Source organism: Frigoribacterium sp. CFBP9030, assembly GCF_034045195.1.
Taxonomy (GTDB): Bacteria; Actinomycetota; Actinomycetes; order Actinomycetales; family Microbacteriaceae; genus Frigoribacterium.
Map to the genome: position 1 here is coordinate 1 of NZ_JAXCWG010000013.1, position 17506 is coordinate 17506.

Genomic DNA, 17506 nt, shown 5'->3' on the forward strand with positions numbered 1-17506 from the left:
CGTCATCCAGAACTACAAGAACAAGACCGGGTACAAGCGTCGCATGGGCTTCCGTGCCGACCTCACCCGCGTCAAGATCACCTCGATCACGACCAAGTAGCACTGTAGAAGATCAGGAGCTGACAGCACATGGCACACAAAAAGGGCGCATCGTCCACCCGTAACGGCCGCGACTCGAACGCCCAGCGCCTCGGCGTGAAGCGCTTCGGCGGCCAGGTCGTCCTCGCCGGCGAGATCATCGTCCGCCAGCGCGGCACCCACTTCCACCCCGGCGCCAACGTCGGCCGCGGCGGTGACGACACCCTCTTCGCCCTCGCACCCGGCTCCGTCGAGTTCGGCAACAAGGGCGGCCGCAAGGTCGTCAACATCGTCGCCGCCGTCACCGCGTAGGTCTCGGCAGCACGCGCCTCGGGGCGATCGGACTTCGGTCCGGTCGCCCCGTTCCGCATCCCGGCACGATGGAGGACGATCCTGTACCCCTCTGCCAGGTCGCTGTGTGCCGCGGCGCGTAGACGGGGACGATGAGAGCACTCACCTACCAGTCGGTCACCAAAGTCTCGGTCGAGGACGTCCCCGACCCCCGCATCATCGACCCCACCGACGCCGTCATCAAGGTGACGTCCGCCGCCATCTGCGGCAGCGACCTGCACCTCTACGACGTCTTCGACTCGTACCTCGACAAGGGCGACGTCCTCGGACACGAGACCATGGGTGTCGTCACCCAGGTCGGATCCGCCGTCGGACGCGTCAAGGTCGGCGACCGCGTCGTCGTCCCGTTCGTCATCGCCTGCGGCGACTGCTTCATGTGCGATCGCGGGCTCTTCTCGCAGTGCGAGACGACCCAGGTCACCGAGTACGGCTCGGGCGCGACCCTGTACGGCTTCAGCAAGCTCTACGGCCAGGTGCCCGGCGGGCAGGCCGAGCAGCTGCGAGTCCCCCTCGCGGACGCCAACCTCGTCACGGTCGGGCACGACCTGCCCGACGAGCGGTACCTGTTCCTCAGCGACATCCTCCCCACCGCGTGGCAGGGCGTCGAGTACGCGCAGGTCCCCGAGGGCGGCACGCTCGTCGTGCTCGGACTCGGACCGGTCGGCCAGTTCGCGTCCCGCATCGGCGTGCACCGCGGCTACCGCGTGATCGGCATCGACCCCGTCCCCGAGCGCCGCGCCATGGCCGAGCGCCACGGCGTCGAGGTGCTCGACCTCACGAAGGACATCGCCGACGTCGTGTCGGGGATGACCGACGGCCGCGGACCCGACTCCGTCCTCGACGCCGTCGGTATGGAGGCCCACGACCACGGCGGAGTGACCGCCGTGCAGAAGTTCGCCGCCGTCCTCCCCGACAAGGTCGGCCAGGCCGTCCTGCAGAAGGCCGGCCTCGACGCCCTCGGCGCCATGCACCTCGCGTTCGAGATCGTCCGCCGCGGCGGCACCGTGTCGCTCAGCGGCGTGTACGGCGGCACCGCCGACCCGACGCCGTTCCTCACGCTGTTCGACAAGCAGATCACCCTCAAGATGGGCCAGTGCAACGTGCAGCGGTGGATGGACACCCTGATGCCCCTCGTCGAGGACCCGGCCGACCCGCTCGGCACGATGGACCTCGTCACGCACCCCGTGCCGCTCGCCGAGGCCCCCGCCATGTACGAGCTGTTCAAGCAGAAGGACGACGGCTGCATCAAGGTGGTCCTGAAGCCCTGACCTGCAGGTCCTGACATCGACGGCACCTCACGACCCGCGCCTCCTCGGGTCGTGAGGTGCCGTCCGTGCGTGGACGGCCGACGGGAATACGACGAGTTAGCCGACAGTTCATCGAAACGCGCACCTGCGTTCATGACATTCGGAGCAATCCAGTGATGGACTTAGTGTCGAATCAACAACGAGGGTCTCGTCCCGAGCCCCCGTCGGCGACATCGAAGAGAGAACCATGGATCTCCGGACGGCCGAACACCCCAGGCCGAACCACTTCATCCTGCACCTCAGCGACACGCATCTCGTCGGCGGTGACGGCGACCTCTACGGGGCCGTCGACAGCGAGGCCCGTCTCCGGCAGATCGTCGCCGAGATCGAGGCCTCGGGAAACAGCCCCGAGGCGATCGTCTTCACGGGCGACCTCGCCGACAAGGGCGAGCCGGACGCCTACCGGAAGCTGCGCGAGCTCGTCCAGCCGATGGCCGACCGCCTCGGCGCCCAGGTCATCTGGGCGATGGGCAACCACGACGAGCGCGGGGCCTTCCGGGAGCAGCTCTTCGGCCAGCTGCCGTCGCAGCGACCGGTCGACCTCGTCTACGACGTCAACGGTCTGCGGATCATCACCCTCGACACGACCGTGCCCGGGCACCACTACGGCGAGCTGTCGGGCGAGCAGCTCGACTGGCTGGCGGAGGAGCTCAGCACCGACGCCCCCGACGGCACCATCATCGCGATGCACCACCCGCCCGTGCCGAGCGTTCAAGACCTCACCGCCCTCGTCGAGCTGCGTGACCAGGCGTCGTTGGCCGAGGTCGTCGAAGGCAGCGACGTGCGGTCGATCATCGCCGGGCACCTGCACTACTCGACCAACACGGTCTTCGCGGGGATCCCCGTCTCCGTGGCCTCGGCGACTTGCTACACGCAGGATCTCAACGCCGCGGGCGGCGGCACCCGCGGACGCGACGGCGCCCAGTCGTTCAACCTGGTGCACGTGTACGAGGGCTCTGTCGTGCACTCGGTCGTGCCGATCGGCACCTACGAGACCGTCGGCGAACGCGTCCCGGCCGACGTCGTGGCCGAGCGCCTGGCCCTCGCCGGGGTGCGCATCGCCCCGGCGGCACCGCGCCACCGGGCGACCGACACCGCGCCCGTGCCGCTGCCGCTCGCCGCGCCTGCTCGGCAGGACTACGCCCTCACCGGGCCCATCGACACCCTGTAGCGGCGGTGCCGGGCGCCTGGGGAGCCTCGTCGCGTCGGTTCGGTTCGTGCCGGTGCCGGCCGGTGCCGGTCGGTGCTGGTCGAGAACGCGAGCAGCCGCGGTGCACGTCGGCAACTCCTCACCTGTGCGTCGCCGCGAGTCGCCCGCCCCGAGGATGCGCGGGCCGGGTCGCGAACGTCTGCACGCGTGGGGAGTTACCGACAGCGCGCGACCACACACGTGCTGAATCCGAACACGAGATCTGCGCAGGCGGCGGGACGCGCCCCGCGTCGGCAACTCCTCATCCTCGCGTGTGTCGCCCGACCGCGCCCTTGAACGGGGGTGGTCATCAGCCGAACGGTGCAGAAGCCAGGAGTTGCCGACGGTGGGCGCGGCGTCGGGCGGTACGGGAGTGCGGCCCAAGGCGCGGCCCGGCGCGCGGCCCCCGGGTGTCTCCAGGCCTCAGATCTCGGGCCTCAGATCTGGGACCCCAGATCTCGGAACTCAGCCCCGGGGCGGCGCGGACGCCATGGCGGCGCGCATCCGCCGCAGATACCCGTCGCGGAGCACATGGCGCAGTCGCGGCGGCAGATGCGGCACGACGACCGCCGCGACGCCCATGACCCGCGCGTACCAGCGAGCGGACCGGGCGCTCCACGGCAGGTCGAACCGGAGCCGGACGGACTCGGGCAGCGACCCCAGCGTGAGGCACCGCGCCACCGGCATGAGCACGCGGAGCCACCAGGGCACGTTGACGGGGTGCAGCAGCTGACGGGCCACGCCGCGAGTGACGTCGTCGACGACGAGTGCGTCGACCGCCCCAGCCCAGTACCGGGCGAAGGCCTCGCGGTCGGTGGGCCAGAGCTCGCGGGGCATCTGCAAGGCCGTCCCCACGACGGCGTACTCCTGGTAGACCGAGTCGGCGACCTCGGGAGTCAGGGGGCCGTGCACCTGCTCGAAGATCGTCATGGCCGAGTCGTAGAGGGTCGCCGCCACCCAGAGCTGCGATGCCGGGTCGAAGGCGTCGTAGCGGACCCCCTGGCTGCCGTCGGCGTGGACGGGTCGATGCGCCCGTCCGACCTCACGGCGCACATGCGCGCGCTCCGCGGGCGAGCCGAAGACGACGGCGTACAGGTAGGTCATCGTGCCGTGCAGCCTCGACAGGGGCCGGTCGACGAAGTCGCTGTGATCGGCCACGCCATGCCCGACGGCAGGGTCGGCCAGCTGCAGCAGGATCGCCCGCCCGCCCCCGGCGAGCAGCACGGACTCCCCCGCCATGTCGCCGATGGTCCGCACATCGCTTCCGCGCAGTGTCCAGGGCAGCCTCATGCGGTCAGCCTAGAGGCCGCCCTCGGTAGGGTTCTCCCATGTCGACGCCCGATTTCGTCCTGTCCCTCCGAGAGAAGATCGGCACCGAACGGCTGTGGCTCTCGGGGGTGACGGCGGTCGTCGTCCGCGGCGACGACATCCTGCTCGTCCGTCGTGCCGACACGGGCGCCTGGACGCCGGTCACGGGCATCATCGATCCGGGTGAGCACCCCGCCGACGCGGCCGTCCGAGAGACCCTCGAGGAGGCCGGCGTCGTGGCCGTGCCCGAGCGTCTGGCCGCCGTCGGCGTGACCGACGAGATCGTCTACGGCAACGGCGACCGAGCCCAGTACATCGACCATACGTTCGTCATGAGCCACCGAGCGGGCGAACCCCACCCGGCCGACGGCGAGAACACCGAGGCGCGCTGGTTCTCGACGACGGCGCTTCCCCCGATGAGCACCGAGATGACCCGGCGCATCGAGGCCGCGCTGTCCGACGAGGTCGCCGCGCGCTTCGGCACGACGCCCGCCTGACCCGAGCCACCCGAGACGCGCAGGGCGCTCGAGCGACCCGCGACCCCCGTGGGAGCCGAGGAGGCGCGGCAGACCCCCGCAGACCCAGCAGACCCGCCGGGAGGTTCAGCCCTCGAGGCTGCCCTGCACCCCGCCTGCGCGCAGCGAACGACGATCCTGTTCGGCGCTCTCGCGCGCGACGCGATCCATCTCGGCCTGCTCCCACGGGGCGGCGAACGGGTAGTACCGCTCGAGGAAGTCCGTCACGGTGGCGGTCCGCTCTTCGTCGCTGACCTCGGGGAAACTGCCGTCGTTGAGGCAGAAGAAGTCGTCGGACCGCTTCTTGAGGAGGTCGGACAACGAGGCGAGGCCCGAGACCATCGTCGTGTCGATGTAGCTGACGCGCGCGTTCTCCTGGACGATCGCCCGCCCGGTCATCAGCGAGTAGTAGTGGTACAGCGAGTTGGTGACGGAGATGTTCTCCTTCGCCCGGAACGGACTCGCGGCCGTCGCCGCGAAGTCGTCCGCGAACTCGTGCTCGAGCTCGTACATCACGCTGCGTCGGAGGGGCGCGGCCGTGTGCTCGAGGTGCCGGGTGGTGACGCGTCCGAAGCGCTGCTGGAGCAGACGACGATTGACCCGGGCGGCGTTCTCGAAGCCGCTGCGCTCGGGATTGTTCAGCCCGAGGCCGATGCGGGTGTCGGCCTCGATGAACTTCGTCACCGACCCCGGTGAGAAGAACATCGACGGCGCGACCGGACGACCGAAGAACATGTCGTCGTTGGAGTACAGGAAGTGCTCGCTGAGACCCTCGATGTGGTGCAGCTGCGATTCGACGGCCTGCGAGTTGTGGGTCGGCAGGTACGACAGGTCGGAGAAGAACTCCTCGCTGCGGACGACGCGCACCCGCGGGTGGTCGCCGAGCCACTCGGGGACGGGCGAATCGGTGGCGATGTAGATCGTGCGTACCCAGGGGGCGAACATGTAGACCGAACGGAGCGCGTACTTCAGCTCGTCGATCTGGCGGAACCGAGCCGGGGCGTCGTCTCCCTCGCCCACGACGTGCCGCTTGGCCTGCGCCGCACGGGCCCGCTGGTACTCGACGGAGTTCCCGTCGACCCAGGAGAAGATGAGGTCGATCTCGAACGTGATGTCCGTCGCGTGGTCGTCGAACATGTGCGCCAGGGTGGGCCACTCGAGCCCGAAGCGCTCGACGGTGCCCTCGACGGCCTCGTCGCGCGGGAGGGCGGTGCGCATCAGGGCGTTCTCGGTCGGGGCGAGGATCTCGTCGTCCGTGACGATCCAGAACTCGACCTGCACGGCCGTGCCCGCACCGTAGCGCAGCCGGCCGATGGGCTCGACCCTCGGCCGGTAGATCTTGAAGATGCGTTCGGCCTCGACGTCGAGACCGCCCTCGACGACCAGCACCGCCCGCGATTTGCCGGCCTTCGCGTAGAACGGCTCGGTCGCGGACGCCTCGACCATCGCCGTGACGAAGGCCTCACGGTGCACGATGTCGATCGCGATCACCGGACGGATGTCGTTGCCCCGCACGAGGAGGTAGGGCACGTCTGCCTCGTCGAGGACCCGACGGAGGTACAGCAGGTCTTCGATCATCGACTGCTGCGGCGTCAGATGGCCGTTCAGCAGTGTGAACTGCCCCTTGCGGAGCACGATGTCGTCGCGATCGAGACCACCGGATCGGGGACGAGGGGTCAGGAGCGGACTCTCCGTCGTACCGGTGATCTCGGTGACCATTCAGACTCAACCTTCCGTGCGGGCCTCGGGTAGGCCGCTGCACCCTGGGGGAACATTTGATTTTAGCGGTAGCGCGCGGACTCCGCTCGGCGGACGGCCGCGGGCGGGCCTGCCGTCAGCGACGCGTGGCGGCCCGGCCGGTCGTGCCGGCCTCGTCGGTCGGCACCTTGACGACGACGCCGACCGCGATGAACACCCCCGCGGCGACGAACTGCAGCGCCGCCCAGGGCTGACCGGTGATCGGGATCACGACGACCGGGTTCCAGATGACGGCGACGGCCGCGAGGAGGGGCGTCGCCCACCAGGTACGGCCGCGGACGGCGAAGACCAGCATGATCAACGCCAGGATCGACACGACGTAGCGGAAGCCGATGAACAGCCCCGAGTCGAGCAGCACGACCCCGACGACGAGCGCCAACGCCCCCAGCAGGCCGGGGGCCAAGGCGGGGCGGGTGAATGCGGGTGCGGTGGGCGTGGGCACGGAAGACCTCTCGATGGACCGCAGACGGCCTGCGGGCGTACCGACCGAGCCTATCGGGCGCACCGTGCCGGAACTCAGTCGATGTCGTACGGGATGTTCAGCACGCTGAGCGGCCGACTCATCGGCGGTTCGTCGCGCAGACGCTCGAGACCCGGTCGCAGCTCGTCGAGCCAGGCCTCGTACCCCTCAGGGGTCAGCCGCCCGTTCTCGGTCGTGAATTCGGGCCTGATCGCTTCGCCCGCGTCGTCGGCGAGAGCCGGCCAGAGATCGAGGTACTGCGCCCTCACCGTGGACGAGAACTGACGGAGGTGCCGGTTGGCGTCGCGGATGCGCGGCGCGAGCTCGGCCCCGCGAGGCAGGATCGACTGCAGCAGCAGTCGACTGCCCGGCAGCTCCCGCCGGAGGGTCACGAGCAGACTCTCGACCCCGCGCACGACCTGCTCGACGGACCGCCGGGCGGTGAAGTCGTTCGTGCCGATGAGGAGGACCACCGAGTCGGGTTGCGCCGCCACGATCTGATCGACCCTCTCGGCCAGTGTGGCCGTGGTGTCGCCGTCGACACCGAGGTTCACGACGTCGTCTCCGGGGAACCAGGTGCCCCAGTCTCCGGCCCGGGTGACGTCGTCTCCGACGAACACCACTTTCTCATCGTTCGACATGTCCGACCTCTCTGTACAAAGCACTGTCGGCCCATGGTGTCAGCAACCGCTGGGAAGCGACAAGGAGGCGCGGCGCACTCACGCGACGCCGGTCGCGTCGGCCGGCCCCGCAGCCGATGCCGGGACGGACGACGCAGCGGTCGCCGAGGTCGTCGCCCCGGCAGGAGCCACGGACCGCTCGGCGGCGTCCCTCTCGGCCGTGGCGGTGATGCGCTTGAGCATGCCCGAGAAGATCACCCCGTGGAACGGCAGGATGGCGAACCAGTACAGGCGCCCGCCCAGCCCCTGCGGGAAGAACACCGCACGCTGGCGGTAATGCGAACCGCCCCCGTCGACGGGGGTGACGGTCATGTCGAGCCACGCGCCTCCCGGGACCTTCATCTCGGCGCGCAGTCGCAGCAGCGTGCCGTGCTCGAGCTTCTCGACCCGCCACCAGTCGAGCGCATCGCCGACGCGGAGGGTCGTCTGGCTGCGACGACCGCGCCGGAGGCCCACCCCGCCCACGAGGCGGTCCATCCAACCCCGGGCGGCCCACGCGAGCGGGAACGAGTACCAGCCGTTCTCGCCGCCGATGCTCTCGACGACGCGCCACAGCTCGGCCGGCGGCGCCGACGTCTCGGTCTCGCGATCGTCGGTGTAGACCGTGTGGCCCGACCAGTCGGGGTCGCTCGGCAGCAGGTCGCTCGGGGCCCCCGAGACGCTGCTGTCCTGCCAGCTCGTCTCGACGTCGCCGTCCTTCTCGCGCTGCAGGGCCAGGCGGACGGCCACCCGGTAACGCAGCAGACCGGCCGACGGCGGGGCGATGTAGCGGTCGATGTCGCGCTCGTGGACGACGCAGTCGTACTGCAGGGATGCGATGATCGGCACGGCCAGCGCACGCGGCACCGGGGTGACGAGGTTGACCCACTGCGAGGCGAGCCACGGCGTGAACACGGGCAGCGACGCGATGGGGCGCTGCTTCAGCCCCGCTTCGAGCGCGTAGCCGTTCATCATCTGGCCGTAGCGCAGGACGTCCGGCCCGCCGATGTCGAAGGTCCGGTTGACGTCGGACGGCACGTCGGCCGCACCGAGCAGATAATGCAGCACGTCGCGGACCGCGATCGGCTGGATGCGGTTGCGGACCCATTTGGGCGCCGGCATGTACGGGAGCACGTCGGTGAGGTGGCGGATCATCTCGAACGAGGCCGAGCCCGACCCGATCACGACGCCGGCCTGGAGCGCGACGGTCGGAACGCCGCTCGCGAGCAGGATGTCGCCGACGTCCTTCCGCGACTGGAGATGCTTCGACAGCTCGCCGTCGGGGTGCAGACCGCCGAGGTAGACGATGCGCCCCACCCCGGCTGCCGCCGCCGCGTCGGCGACCGTGTGAGCGGCCTGCGACTCGGCCTGCCCGAAGTCGCCCTTGCCGCCCATGGCGTGCGCGAGGTAGTAGACGACGTCGACGCCCGCCATCGCGGGTGCGACCGAGGCGGGGTCGGTGAGGTCGCCCTGGAGGATCTCGACATGTCGGGCCCAGGGGACGTCGACCAGCTTCTCGGGAGAGCGGACGAGGACGCGGACGTCCGCCCCGGCCTCGACGAGTCGCGGCGCGAGGCGACCGCCGATGTAGCCCGTCGCCCCGGTGACCAGCACGCGTCGTCGCGCCACGGCGCCGTCCACGTCGGTCGGGTCGTCGGACGGGGGGACGTCGGGGGCTCGATTCTCTGGCACGGCCCCACCGTACGCCGCACCCCCGACAGCGAGCATCGACCGGCTTCGGACGATCGGGCCGACGCGACCGGCTGAGCTGACGCGGGCGTCGCGGCCGACGGAGCCGATCCGACGCCGGCGTGGCGCGCACACGCGCCACCGCCGATCAGGCCGGGGCGGGGACCCCGAGGATCTCGCGCGTCCGTCTCACGTCGGCGGCGATGTGCTCGATGAGGGCGTCGAGTCCGTCGAACCGGACGTTGCCGCGCACCCAGTCGACGAAGTGGACCGTCGCCTCTCGACCGTAGAGGTCGAGGGTCACGTCGAGCAGGTGCGCCTCGACCTGCTTGGCGGGGACGCCGTCGAAGGTGGGGTTGTTGCCGACCGACACGGCCGCGGGGTAGGTGACCCCGTCGATCACGACCCGGGCGGCGTAGACCCCGTCGGCGGGGACGAACCCCTCGCTGAACGGTGCGAGATTCGCCGTCGGGAACCCCAGCTCGCGGCCGCGCTGCTCGCCGTGCACGACGACGCCGCGGACTGCCGGCTCGCGCCCGAGCAGATGACCGGCCTCGCGCACGCGCCCCGAGTCGAGCAGCTCGCGGATCCAGGTCGAGGAGGCGCGGCGCCCGCCCGCAGGACGCACGTCGTCGATCGACACGACCCTGAAGCCCCGCGACCCGGCCAGCTCACGGAGCGTCGCGACGGAGCCGCTCCCCCGGACGCCGAACCGGAAGTCGTCGCCGACGAAGACCACCCGGGCGTGCAGGGCGCCCACGAGGATCCGGTCGACGAACTCGGTCGGCGTGAGCGCCCTGAGCTCGTCGTCGAACGGCAGCATCAGGGTCGCCGCCACCCCGGCCGCGTCGAGCAGCTCGCGTTTCTGGCGGTTGCTGACCAGAGCCGTCGGGACCCGGTCGGGCTGGAGGACGGCGAGGGGGTGGCGGTCGAAGGTCACGACGGTGGCCGTCAGCCCCTCGGCGGCCGCGACCTCCTCGAGCAGGTCGATGACCGCTCGATGACCCACGTGCACGCCGTCGAACTTGCCGATGGTCACCGCGCTCGGTCCGAACCCCTCGGGGACGTCGGCCGCCGATCCGTAGAACTCCATCAGCGGGAGCCGCCGCGGGGTCTCGTGCGAGCCAGCCAGATCATGCCCAGCACGGGGAGGACGAGCGGGATGAAGCCGTACCCGCGACCGAAGAACGACCAGACGGTGTCGTCGGGGAAGAGCTCGGGGTCGAGGGTGGTCAGCAGGCCGACGATCAGCACGCCGGCGAGCTCGAAGGCGATCGTGGCCCACGCGACCGCGTACGAGGTCCGGCCGCGGGTGATCAGCGACACGGTGGCGACGATGTAGACGACGGCCGCGAGGGCGCTCAGCGTGTAGGCGAGCGGGGCCTCGGAGAACTGCTCGAGGATCTGGAAGACCGAACGCCCGGTCGCTGCTAGGGCGAGCACGGCGTAGACGACGATCAGCACACGGCCGACACCGACCGCGCGCGTTGACTTCTGAGTGTCCATCACGACCAAGGATATGACTCGGGGTCGCCGTTCGACGACCGGGGAGGGTGGAGGGAGATCATGCCGTCTGCACCGTCCAGATCTGGAGCATCCGGTAGACCATGACCGCGACGGCGAAGACCGCGGCGGCCAGGACGACGTTGCTCCAGCGGGAACGGTCGACCAGCGCCCACACGACGGCCAACGGCGGCAGCAGGATGGCGGAGATCAGATAGATGTAGAACTCGACCACGTTGCCGGTCGGATCGTTGCCGGCGAAGGGAGCGACGATCGCCACCACCAGCTGCACGAGGAGCAGCACCAGGACGAGCGCGGTCGCCCCGACGGTGATGTCGTTCGGCAGACGCCCCGAGAAGCCCGCGACGAGGCAGACGATGCCCGCCACGCAGGCCACGACGACCTGCACCCAGGTGAACCACTCGATCACAGGACGACCTCGTCGCTCGGGAAGTTGACGATGGGTCTCGCACGCCCGCCGCTCACCGAGACGAGCCCGGCGAGAGCGCCGTGAGGCGTGAGGGCCGCGATCGGCCCGTCGGCGTCGTCGAGTGCGAGGGCCACGCGCTTGCCGTGGCCCAGGTCGGTCGCCTCGTCGGCGGTCATGCGCCACACCGGGAACAGCGTCTCGGCGACGTCCGCCGGCGCGAGCAGGGCGGGTGCGACGTCGATGCCCTCGAGGACGGAGGCGCGGGTCACGTCGAACGGCCCCACGCGAGTCCGGCGCAACGCCGTCAGATGCCCGCCGACGCCGAGTGCCGCGCCGAGATCTCGGGCCAGCGCCCGGACGTACGTCCCCGACGAGCACGACACCCGCACGTCGAGGTCGCGGACGATCAGACCGTCGACCACGGTCTCTCGCCGGTCGAGGACGGTGAACTCGGAGATCATCACGTCGCGAGCCTTCAGCTCGACCTCGACGCCCTCGCGGGCGAGGTCGTAGGCGCGGCGACCGTCGACCTTGATGGCGCTGACCGTGGTCGGCACCTGGCTGATCGGACCCGTGAGGGCTGCGACGCCCTCGTCGATCGCGGCATCGGTGACCGACGCGGCGGAGGCACGGCCGATCACGTCGCCCTCGCTGTCGTCGGTGGTGGTCGAGACGCCGAGGCGGATGGTCGCGTCGTAGCCCTTGTCGAGACCGACGAGGAACGTCAGGAGCCGGGTCGACGAATTGAGACCGACGACGAGCAGACCGGTGGCCAGGGGGTCGAGTGTGCCGGCGTGGCCCACCTTGCGGGTTCCCGCTGCGCGTCGTACCCGGGCGACGACGTCGTGGCTGGTGATGCCCTGCGGCTTGTCGACGAGGAGGATGCCGCTGTTCACCAGACGACGTTATCGCAGGTCGAGGCGGCCCCGTGCCGCACCGTGCTCAGCATGCGTCGTCGAATCGTCGACGCGGATGCTCCGGATCGTCGTTGCCGACGACGGCGGAGGCCGTGGCACGACCCGCCGTGCGTGCGTCGCCCACCGACACCCACACCCGGTAGTGCCAGATGCCCGACAACCCGGGGCGGCTCATGTCGGTGCCGTCGACCACCAGGACGGCGTCGGCCGGACCCGTCACCCAGGTGGGCTCGAGCGCGCGATCCGCCTCGGCGTCGAAGGCCGCCTCGACCCAGCCCGTGCTGCCACCGAGGAGGAACGGCTCGACGAGCACTCGACGCAGGACGCTCTCGTCGAGCTCGGGTTCGGCGTCGCGCGGCGCCGACGCCGGTCGTCGGGAGAAGGCCCGGAGGGAGGCGCGGAAGGCCGTCTGACCGGACTCGCGGATCGCCTCGGCGAGGTCGTCGGCGAAGGGGCCCACCCCCGGGGCACCGGCGGTGTCGCCGTCGACGGCGACGACGACCCGGCCGCGGCCGTAGTTGTGCACGATCTCGGCCGCGAGCTCGCGGAGGGTGTCTTTCTTGGCCGGAGCCCATCTGGTCGTCATGCGTCCACGCTACGCCGCACCTCCGACAACGAGCGGGGACCGCCGTGCGCCGACGCACGTAGGCTCGTCCGGTGAGCATCTCCCCCGCCGTCGCCGCGTGGTTCCGAGTCGAAGGTCGCGATCTTCCGTGGCGCCGCCCCGGATTCACCGCCTGGGGCACTCTCGTCAGCGAGATCATGCTGCAGCAGACGCCCGTGGCCCGGGTCGTGCCTCGCCTCGAGCTGTGGCTCGAGCGCTGGCCGACGCCTCGCGATCTCGCCGCGTCGCCCGCGTCGGAGGCGGTCCGCGCGTGGGATCGACTCGGCTACCCCCGCCGGGCGCTGGCCCTCCACGCCGCAGCCGTCGCCATCGTGGAGCGCCACGACGGCGTCGTCCCCGAAGACGTCCCGTCCCTGCTCGCGCTGCCGGGAGTCGGCGACTACACGGCGCGTGCCGTCGCCGTGTTCGCCTTCGGACACCGCCATCCGGTGGTCGACACGAACGTCAGGAGGGTCCTCGCCCGTGCCGTCGAGGGACTCGCCGAACCGTGGGCCCCGAAGGCCGGTCGCGACCTCCCCCTCATGGAGGCGCAGCTGCCCGAGGACACCGAGGAGGCGCGGGTCGTCAGCGCAGGAGTCATGGAGCTGGGTGCGCTGGTCTGCACGGCGCGCTCGCCCCGGTGCGACGTGTGCCCCCTGATCGACCGGTGCGCGTGGGTGCTGGCCGGACGTCCGGAGCATGTCGGCCCGCGCCTCCGGGGCCAGGCGAGGTTCGAGGGCTCGGACCGTCAGGTCCGGGGCCTCATCATGGCCGAGCTGCGCGCCAGCGACGTACCCGTGTCGCAGACGGAGCTCGACGCCGTCTGGGCGGACGCGGCGCAACGCGAACGCGCCCTCGCCGGGTTGATCCGTGACGGACTCGCCACGGGGTCGTCCGACGAGGGCTACGTCCTCGCCGACTAGCGGTTCGGGGCGTCGGACTCGTCGGGGTCGCCCGAGGTCGGCGTGACGGCCGCCTCCTCGTCGTCCGCGTCGATGTCGTCCTCGTCGTCGTCGAGATCGCGGGGCTTCACGTACGGGTCGGCGTCACCGGCGAACTCCGCGGACGAGGCCATCGTCTGGCTCTCGTGATCACGCTGTCGCGCCTCCTGCAGGAGACGGTCGATCGAGGCCGCGTTCTCGGGCAGGGCGTCGAGGATGAACTCGAGGCTCGGTGTCAGCCGAGCCGTGATGTTCTTGCCGACCTCGCTGCGGAGCATGCCGGTCGCCGACTTGAGTGCGGCACCGGTGTCGCGACGTTCTTCGTCGGTGCCATAGACCGTGTAGAAGATCGAGGCGTGCTGCAGGTCGCCGGTCACCTTGACGTCGGTGATCGTGACGAATCCGAGGCGGGGGTCTCTGATGCCGCGTTCGAGACGTCGGGCGACGATCTCCTGGATGCGGTCGGCCATCTTGCGGGCGCGTTGCGCGTCGACCATTGTGAGCTCCTTCGTGCTGTTCGCCGTCGTGGCGAGAGGGGTGAGGCCCCGCCCCGACCGTAGTCGGAGCGGGGCCTCGTGTGCTGCGATGACGCCGGGGGTCAGACCCGCGGCTTCTCGACCATCTCGATGGTCTCGATCTCGTCGCCGATCTGGATGTCGTTGAACTTGCCGAGACCGATACCGGCCTCGAAGTCCGTACGGACCTCGGTGACGTCGTCCTTGAAGCGACGGAGCGAGTCGATCGCCAGGTTGTCGCCGACGACGACGCCCTCGCGGATGACCCGGGCCCGGGCGTTCCTGGTGATCGTTCCGGAGCGGACGATGACACCGGCGATGTTGCCGACCTTCGACGAGCGGAAGATCTCGCGGATCTCGGCGACACCGGACTGCTTCTCTTCGAACTCGGGCTTGAGCATGCCCTTGAGCGAGTTCTCGATGTCTTCGAGCGCCGCGTAGATGACCGAGTAGAAGCGGACGTCGACACCCTCGCGAGCAGCGCGCTCGCGAGCCTTCGTGTCGGGTCGCACGTTGAACCCGATGATGACCGCGTTGTCGACGGTCGCCAGGTTGACGTCGCTCTCGGTGACCGCACCCACACCGCGGTGGATGATGCGCAGCTGCACGCTGTCGTCCACCTCGATCTTGAGCAACGACTCCTCGAGCGCCTCGACGGCACCCGACACGTCGCCCTTGATGATGATGTTGAGCGCTTCGACCTTGCCCTCTTCGAGTGCGCGGGTGAAGTCCTCCAGCGAGATGCGCTTGCGGGCCTTGGCCAGCGAGGCGTTGCGCTCGACGGCTTCGCGCTTCTCGGCGATCTGGCGGGCCGTGCGGTCCTCCTCGGTGACGAGGAAGGTGTCGCCGGCTCGCGGGACGCTCGACAGACCCTGCACCAGCACGGGGCGGCTGGGGTAGGCCTCGAGGACGGCCTCGCCGTTCTCGTCCATCATCGCTCGGACGCGGCCGTAGGCCGTGCCGGCGACGATGGCGTCTCCGACGCGCAGCGTGCCCGACTGGATGAGCACCGTCGCGACGGCACCGCGTCCCTTGTCGAGACGGGCCTCGATCGCGACACCACGGGCGTCCTTGTCGGGGTTCGCCCGCAGGTCGAGACCGGCGTCCGCCGTGAGGAGGACGGCCTCGAGCAGCGCGTCGATGTTCTTGTTGTCGCGCGCCGACACATCGACGAACATGACGTCTCCGCCGTACTCCTCGGCGACGAGGCCGTATTCGGTGAGCTGCTGACGCACCTTGGCCGGGTTCGCACCCTCTTTGTCGATCTTGTTGACCGCGACCACGATCGGCACGTTGGCCGCCTGGGCGTGGTTCAGCGCCTCGACCGTCTGCGGCATGATGCCGTCGTCGGCCGCGACCACGAGGATCGCGATATCGGTGACCTGCGCACCACGGGCACGCATGGCGGTGAACGCCTCGTGACCGGGTGTGTCGATGAAGGTGATGGCGCGCTCGACGCCCTCGTGCGGTGCCCAGACCTGGTACGCGCCGATGTGCTGAGTGATGCCACCGGCTTCGCCGGCGACCACGTTCGCGTTGCGGATCGCGTCGAGGAGTCGCGTCTTACCGTGGTCGACGTGACCCATGACCGTGACGACGGGAGGACGGATCTGCAGGACGGACTCGTCCTCGTCCTCGAGCTCCTGCTCGAGGTCGATGTCGAAGCCCTCGAGGAGCTCCTTGTCTTCGTCCTCGGGCGAGACGACCTGGATGTTGTAGCCGAGCTCTTCGCCGAGGACCTGGAAGGTCGCCTCGTCGAGGGACTCGGTCGCCGTCGCCATCTCACCGAGGTGGAAGAGGACGGTCACCAGGTTGCCGGGGCTCGCGTCGATCTTGTCGGCGAAGTCGCTGATCGAGGCGCCGCGACGGAGACGGACGATCGTGCTGCCGTCGCCACGGGGGACGCTGACGCCACCCAGCGACGGAGCCGAGCGCATCTCGAACTCGGCCCTCTTCGTCCGCTTCGACTTGCGGGCCTTGCTCTTGCCGCCACCGCGACCGAAGGCACCGGCCGTGCCGCCACCGGGACCACGACCGCGACCGCCGCCGCCACCGGCGGGACGGGGCGGGCCGAAGCCGGGGCGGAATCCGCCTGCAGCGCCGGGAGCGCCGCCACCGGGACGCTGGAACCCGCCACCGGCACCGCCGGGACGGGCACCCGCACCGGCGGGACGCTGGCCGAAGCCGTTGGGACGGGGGCTGGCACCGACGCCGGGGCGGGGTGCACCGGGACGAGGGGCGCCGGGACGCGGAGCCATCGGGCGCGGGCCCGCTGCGCCACCGGGACGCGGCATGCTGCTGGCCGCACCGGAGCCTGCGGGACGGGGGGCGCTCGGCCGACCCATGCCCTGGTTGCTCGCGAACGGGTTGTTGCCGGGACGGGGTGCGCCCGGGCGCGGTCCGCCGGGCTTGGGGCCGGCGGCACCGGGCGTGGCGGTGTCGGCGGCGGGTGCGGCCGTGTCGTCTTTCGCCGCAGCGGCTGCGGCGCGCTGCGCCTCGGCCTGAGCCTGGCGCTCGGCGACGGTCAGCGGGGCGACGGGCGCCGGAGCAGCCTCGACGTCGGGCTCGGCGACCGGGGCGGCAGCCGGTTCGGGCTCGGCCACCGGGGGCTTGGGGGCAGCGGGGCGGGGACCGCCGGGCTTGGGTGCCGACGAGGCCGGAGCCTTGGGGGCCGCCGGTGCAGCGGGTGCGGCCGAGGATGCAGCCGGCGTGGCGGCGGGCTTGGCGGCGCCGGCGAACGCCTGACGCAGCTTGCGAGCCACGGGGGGCTCGACGCTGGACGACGGGCCCTTGACGAACTCGCCCATCTCCTTGAGCTTCTCTAGTGCGGTCTTGCTGTCGATCCCCAGCTCGCTGGCGATCTCGTGTACGCGTGGTTTAGCCACAGTTCTCCTGTCTCGGGCTCCTCCCGAGACGGGAAGAGCCTTCAGTTCTGGACGGGTCTCATTTCGAGCCGCTCATTAGTTGTCCATGTGCCGTTCAGCCTGTTCTGTCGTGGCTACTGGTCGTGCAGCGGTGATCCGCGTGAAATAGGCGCGGAGCTCGTCGATGTCGGGTTCGGAGTCGAGGCGGAGCGCACGGCGGAAGGCCCTGCGCTTCGCTGCCGACTCGAACGCGTCGATCGACGGCGTCAACCACGCACCCCGCCCGGGGAGCGACGCGGTCGGGTCGACCACGAGGCGTCCGTTTCGGGCGACGACCCTCACGAGTGAGGATCGCGGAGCGCGCGCTCGAGTACCGATGCACGTTCTGACGGGTTCCACCTTACCCCCTCGGGTCGTC

The 17506-nt window shown here is 70.5% G+C and carries 18 protein-coding genes and 1 pseudogene; 6 read left to right on the plus strand and 13 right to left on the minus strand.

The window, feature by feature from the left end:
* From SOM13_RS12755 to SOM13_RS12770, 4 genes and pseudogenes are all read left to right on the plus strand, one after another.
* Positions 1–100: pseudogene (locus SOM13_RS12755) on the plus strand (50S ribosomal protein L21); the annotation flags it as partial.
* A 29-nt stretch (positions 101–129) separates the two neighbouring features.
* Entirely contained in the window at positions 130–390 is a 261-nt protein-coding gene (gene rpmA, locus SOM13_RS12760) for a 50S ribosomal protein L27 (RefSeq protein WP_192058019.1), read from the plus strand.
* A gap of 131 nt (positions 391–521) precedes the next feature.
* Positions 522–1697, plus strand: a complete 1176-nt coding sequence (locus SOM13_RS12765; protein WP_320478330.1) for an alcohol dehydrogenase catalytic domain-containing protein — start codon at positions 522–524, stop codon at positions 1695–1697.
* A gap of 226 nt (positions 1698–1923) precedes the next feature.
* The gene (locus tag SOM13_RS12770; protein ID WP_192058024.1) at positions 1924–2907 is read left to right on the plus strand and encodes a phosphodiesterase; all 984 of its coding nucleotides are present in this window, start codon (positions 1924–1926) and stop codon (positions 2905–2907) included.
* 483 nt (positions 2908–3390) lie between these two features.
* Here the strand turns inward: SOM13_RS12770 and SOM13_RS12775 are convergent, their stop codons facing one another.
* The gene (locus SOM13_RS12775; RefSeq protein ID WP_320479937.1) at positions 3391–4215 is read right to left on the minus strand and encodes an oxygenase MpaB family protein; all 825 of its coding nucleotides are present in this window, start codon (positions 4213–4215) and stop codon (positions 3391–3393) included.
* A 38-nt stretch (positions 4216–4253) separates the two neighbouring features.
* Here SOM13_RS12775 and SOM13_RS12780 point away from each other — a divergent pair, with 38 nt between their 5' ends.
* The gene (locus tag SOM13_RS12780) at positions 4254–4730 is read left to right on the plus strand and encodes an NUDIX hydrolase (RefSeq protein ID WP_243215196.1); all 477 of its coding nucleotides are present in this window, start codon (positions 4254–4256) and stop codon (positions 4728–4730) included.
* 105 nt (positions 4731–4835) lie between these two features.
* Here SOM13_RS12780 and SOM13_RS12785 read toward each other — a convergent pair whose 3' ends face one another.
* From SOM13_RS12785 to SOM13_RS12825, 9 genes are all read right to left on the minus strand, one after another.
* Positions 4836–6467, minus strand: a complete 1632-nt coding sequence (locus tag SOM13_RS12785; RefSeq protein ID WP_320479938.1) for a stealth conserved region 3 domain-containing protein — start codon at positions 6465–6467, stop codon at positions 4836–4838.
* A gap of 115 nt (positions 6468–6582) precedes the next feature.
* A complete protein-coding gene (locus SOM13_RS12790) occupies positions 6583–6948 on the minus strand; it encodes a DUF6804 family protein (RefSeq protein WP_243215195.1) in 366 nt (121 codons plus the stop codon).
* Between the two features lie 74 nt (positions 6949–7022).
* Positions 7023–7607, minus strand: coding sequence for a GDSL-type esterase/lipase family protein (locus SOM13_RS12795; RefSeq protein WP_192058033.1), 585 nt, complete (start codon positions 7605–7607; stop codon positions 7023–7025).
* Positions 7608–7685: 78 nt separating this feature from the next.
* Positions 7686–9353, minus strand: a complete 1668-nt coding sequence (locus SOM13_RS12800) for an SDR family oxidoreductase (protein WP_414655467.1) — start codon at positions 9351–9353, stop codon at positions 7686–7688.
* Positions 9354–9462: 109 nt separating this feature from the next.
* The gene (locus tag SOM13_RS12805; protein WP_320478327.1) at positions 9463–10407 is read right to left on the minus strand and encodes a bifunctional riboflavin kinase/FAD synthetase; all 945 of its coding nucleotides are present in this window, start codon (positions 10405–10407) and stop codon (positions 9463–9465) included.
* On the minus strand, positions 10407–10820 hold the full coding sequence (locus SOM13_RS12810) for a hypothetical protein (RefSeq protein WP_192058039.1): 414 nt from the start codon (positions 10818–10820) through the stop codon (positions 10407–10409). Before SOM13_RS12810 ends, SOM13_RS12805 begins: the two co-directional genes overlap by 1 nt.
* Positions 10821–10878: 58 nt before the next feature.
* A complete protein-coding gene (locus tag SOM13_RS12815) occupies positions 10879–11247 on the minus strand; it encodes a hypothetical protein (RefSeq protein WP_192058041.1) in 369 nt (122 codons plus the stop codon).
* Positions 11244–12146: a tRNA pseudouridine(55) synthase TruB gene (gene truB, locus SOM13_RS12820; RefSeq protein WP_243215204.1), complete on the minus strand. Its 903-nt coding sequence runs from the start codon at positions 12144–12146 to the stop codon at positions 11244–11246. The genes SOM13_RS12815 and truB overlap by 4 nt, the downstream gene beginning before the upstream one ends.
* 43 nt (positions 12147–12189) lie before the next feature.
* Positions 12190–12750, minus strand: a complete 561-nt coding sequence (locus SOM13_RS12825) for a hypothetical protein (protein ID WP_192058043.1) — start codon at positions 12748–12750, stop codon at positions 12190–12192.
* Between the two features lie 71 nt (positions 12751–12821).
* On the opposite strand from SOM13_RS12825, the gene SOM13_RS12830 reads away from it, so the two are divergent.
* Positions 12822–13691 (plus strand): A/G-specific adenine glycosylase, encoded by an 870-nt coding sequence (locus SOM13_RS12830; protein WP_243215193.1) that lies wholly within the window; start codon positions 12822–12824, stop codon positions 13689–13691.
* On the opposite strand, the gene rbfA is transcribed toward SOM13_RS12830, so the two are convergent.
* The 3 genes from rbfA to SOM13_RS12845 form a co-directional block, all read right to left on the minus strand.
* Positions 13688–14206 (minus strand): 30S ribosome-binding factor RbfA, encoded by a 519-nt coding sequence (rbfA, locus tag SOM13_RS12835; protein WP_192058048.1) that lies wholly within the window; start codon positions 14204–14206, stop codon positions 13688–13690. The two genes, SOM13_RS12830 and rbfA, sit on opposite strands and share 4 nt — an antisense overlap.
* Before the next feature lie 101 nt (positions 14207–14307).
* Positions 14308–17109, minus strand: a complete 2802-nt coding sequence (gene infB, locus SOM13_RS12840) for a translation initiation factor IF-2 (RefSeq protein WP_192058051.1) — start codon at positions 17107–17109, stop codon at positions 14308–14310.
* A 75-nt stretch (positions 17110–17184) separates the two neighbouring features.
* A complete protein-coding gene (locus SOM13_RS12845) occupies positions 17185–17487 on the minus strand; it encodes a YlxR family protein (protein WP_320479939.1) in 303 nt (100 codons plus the stop codon).
* Between the last annotated feature and the right edge of the window lie 19 nt (positions 17488–17506).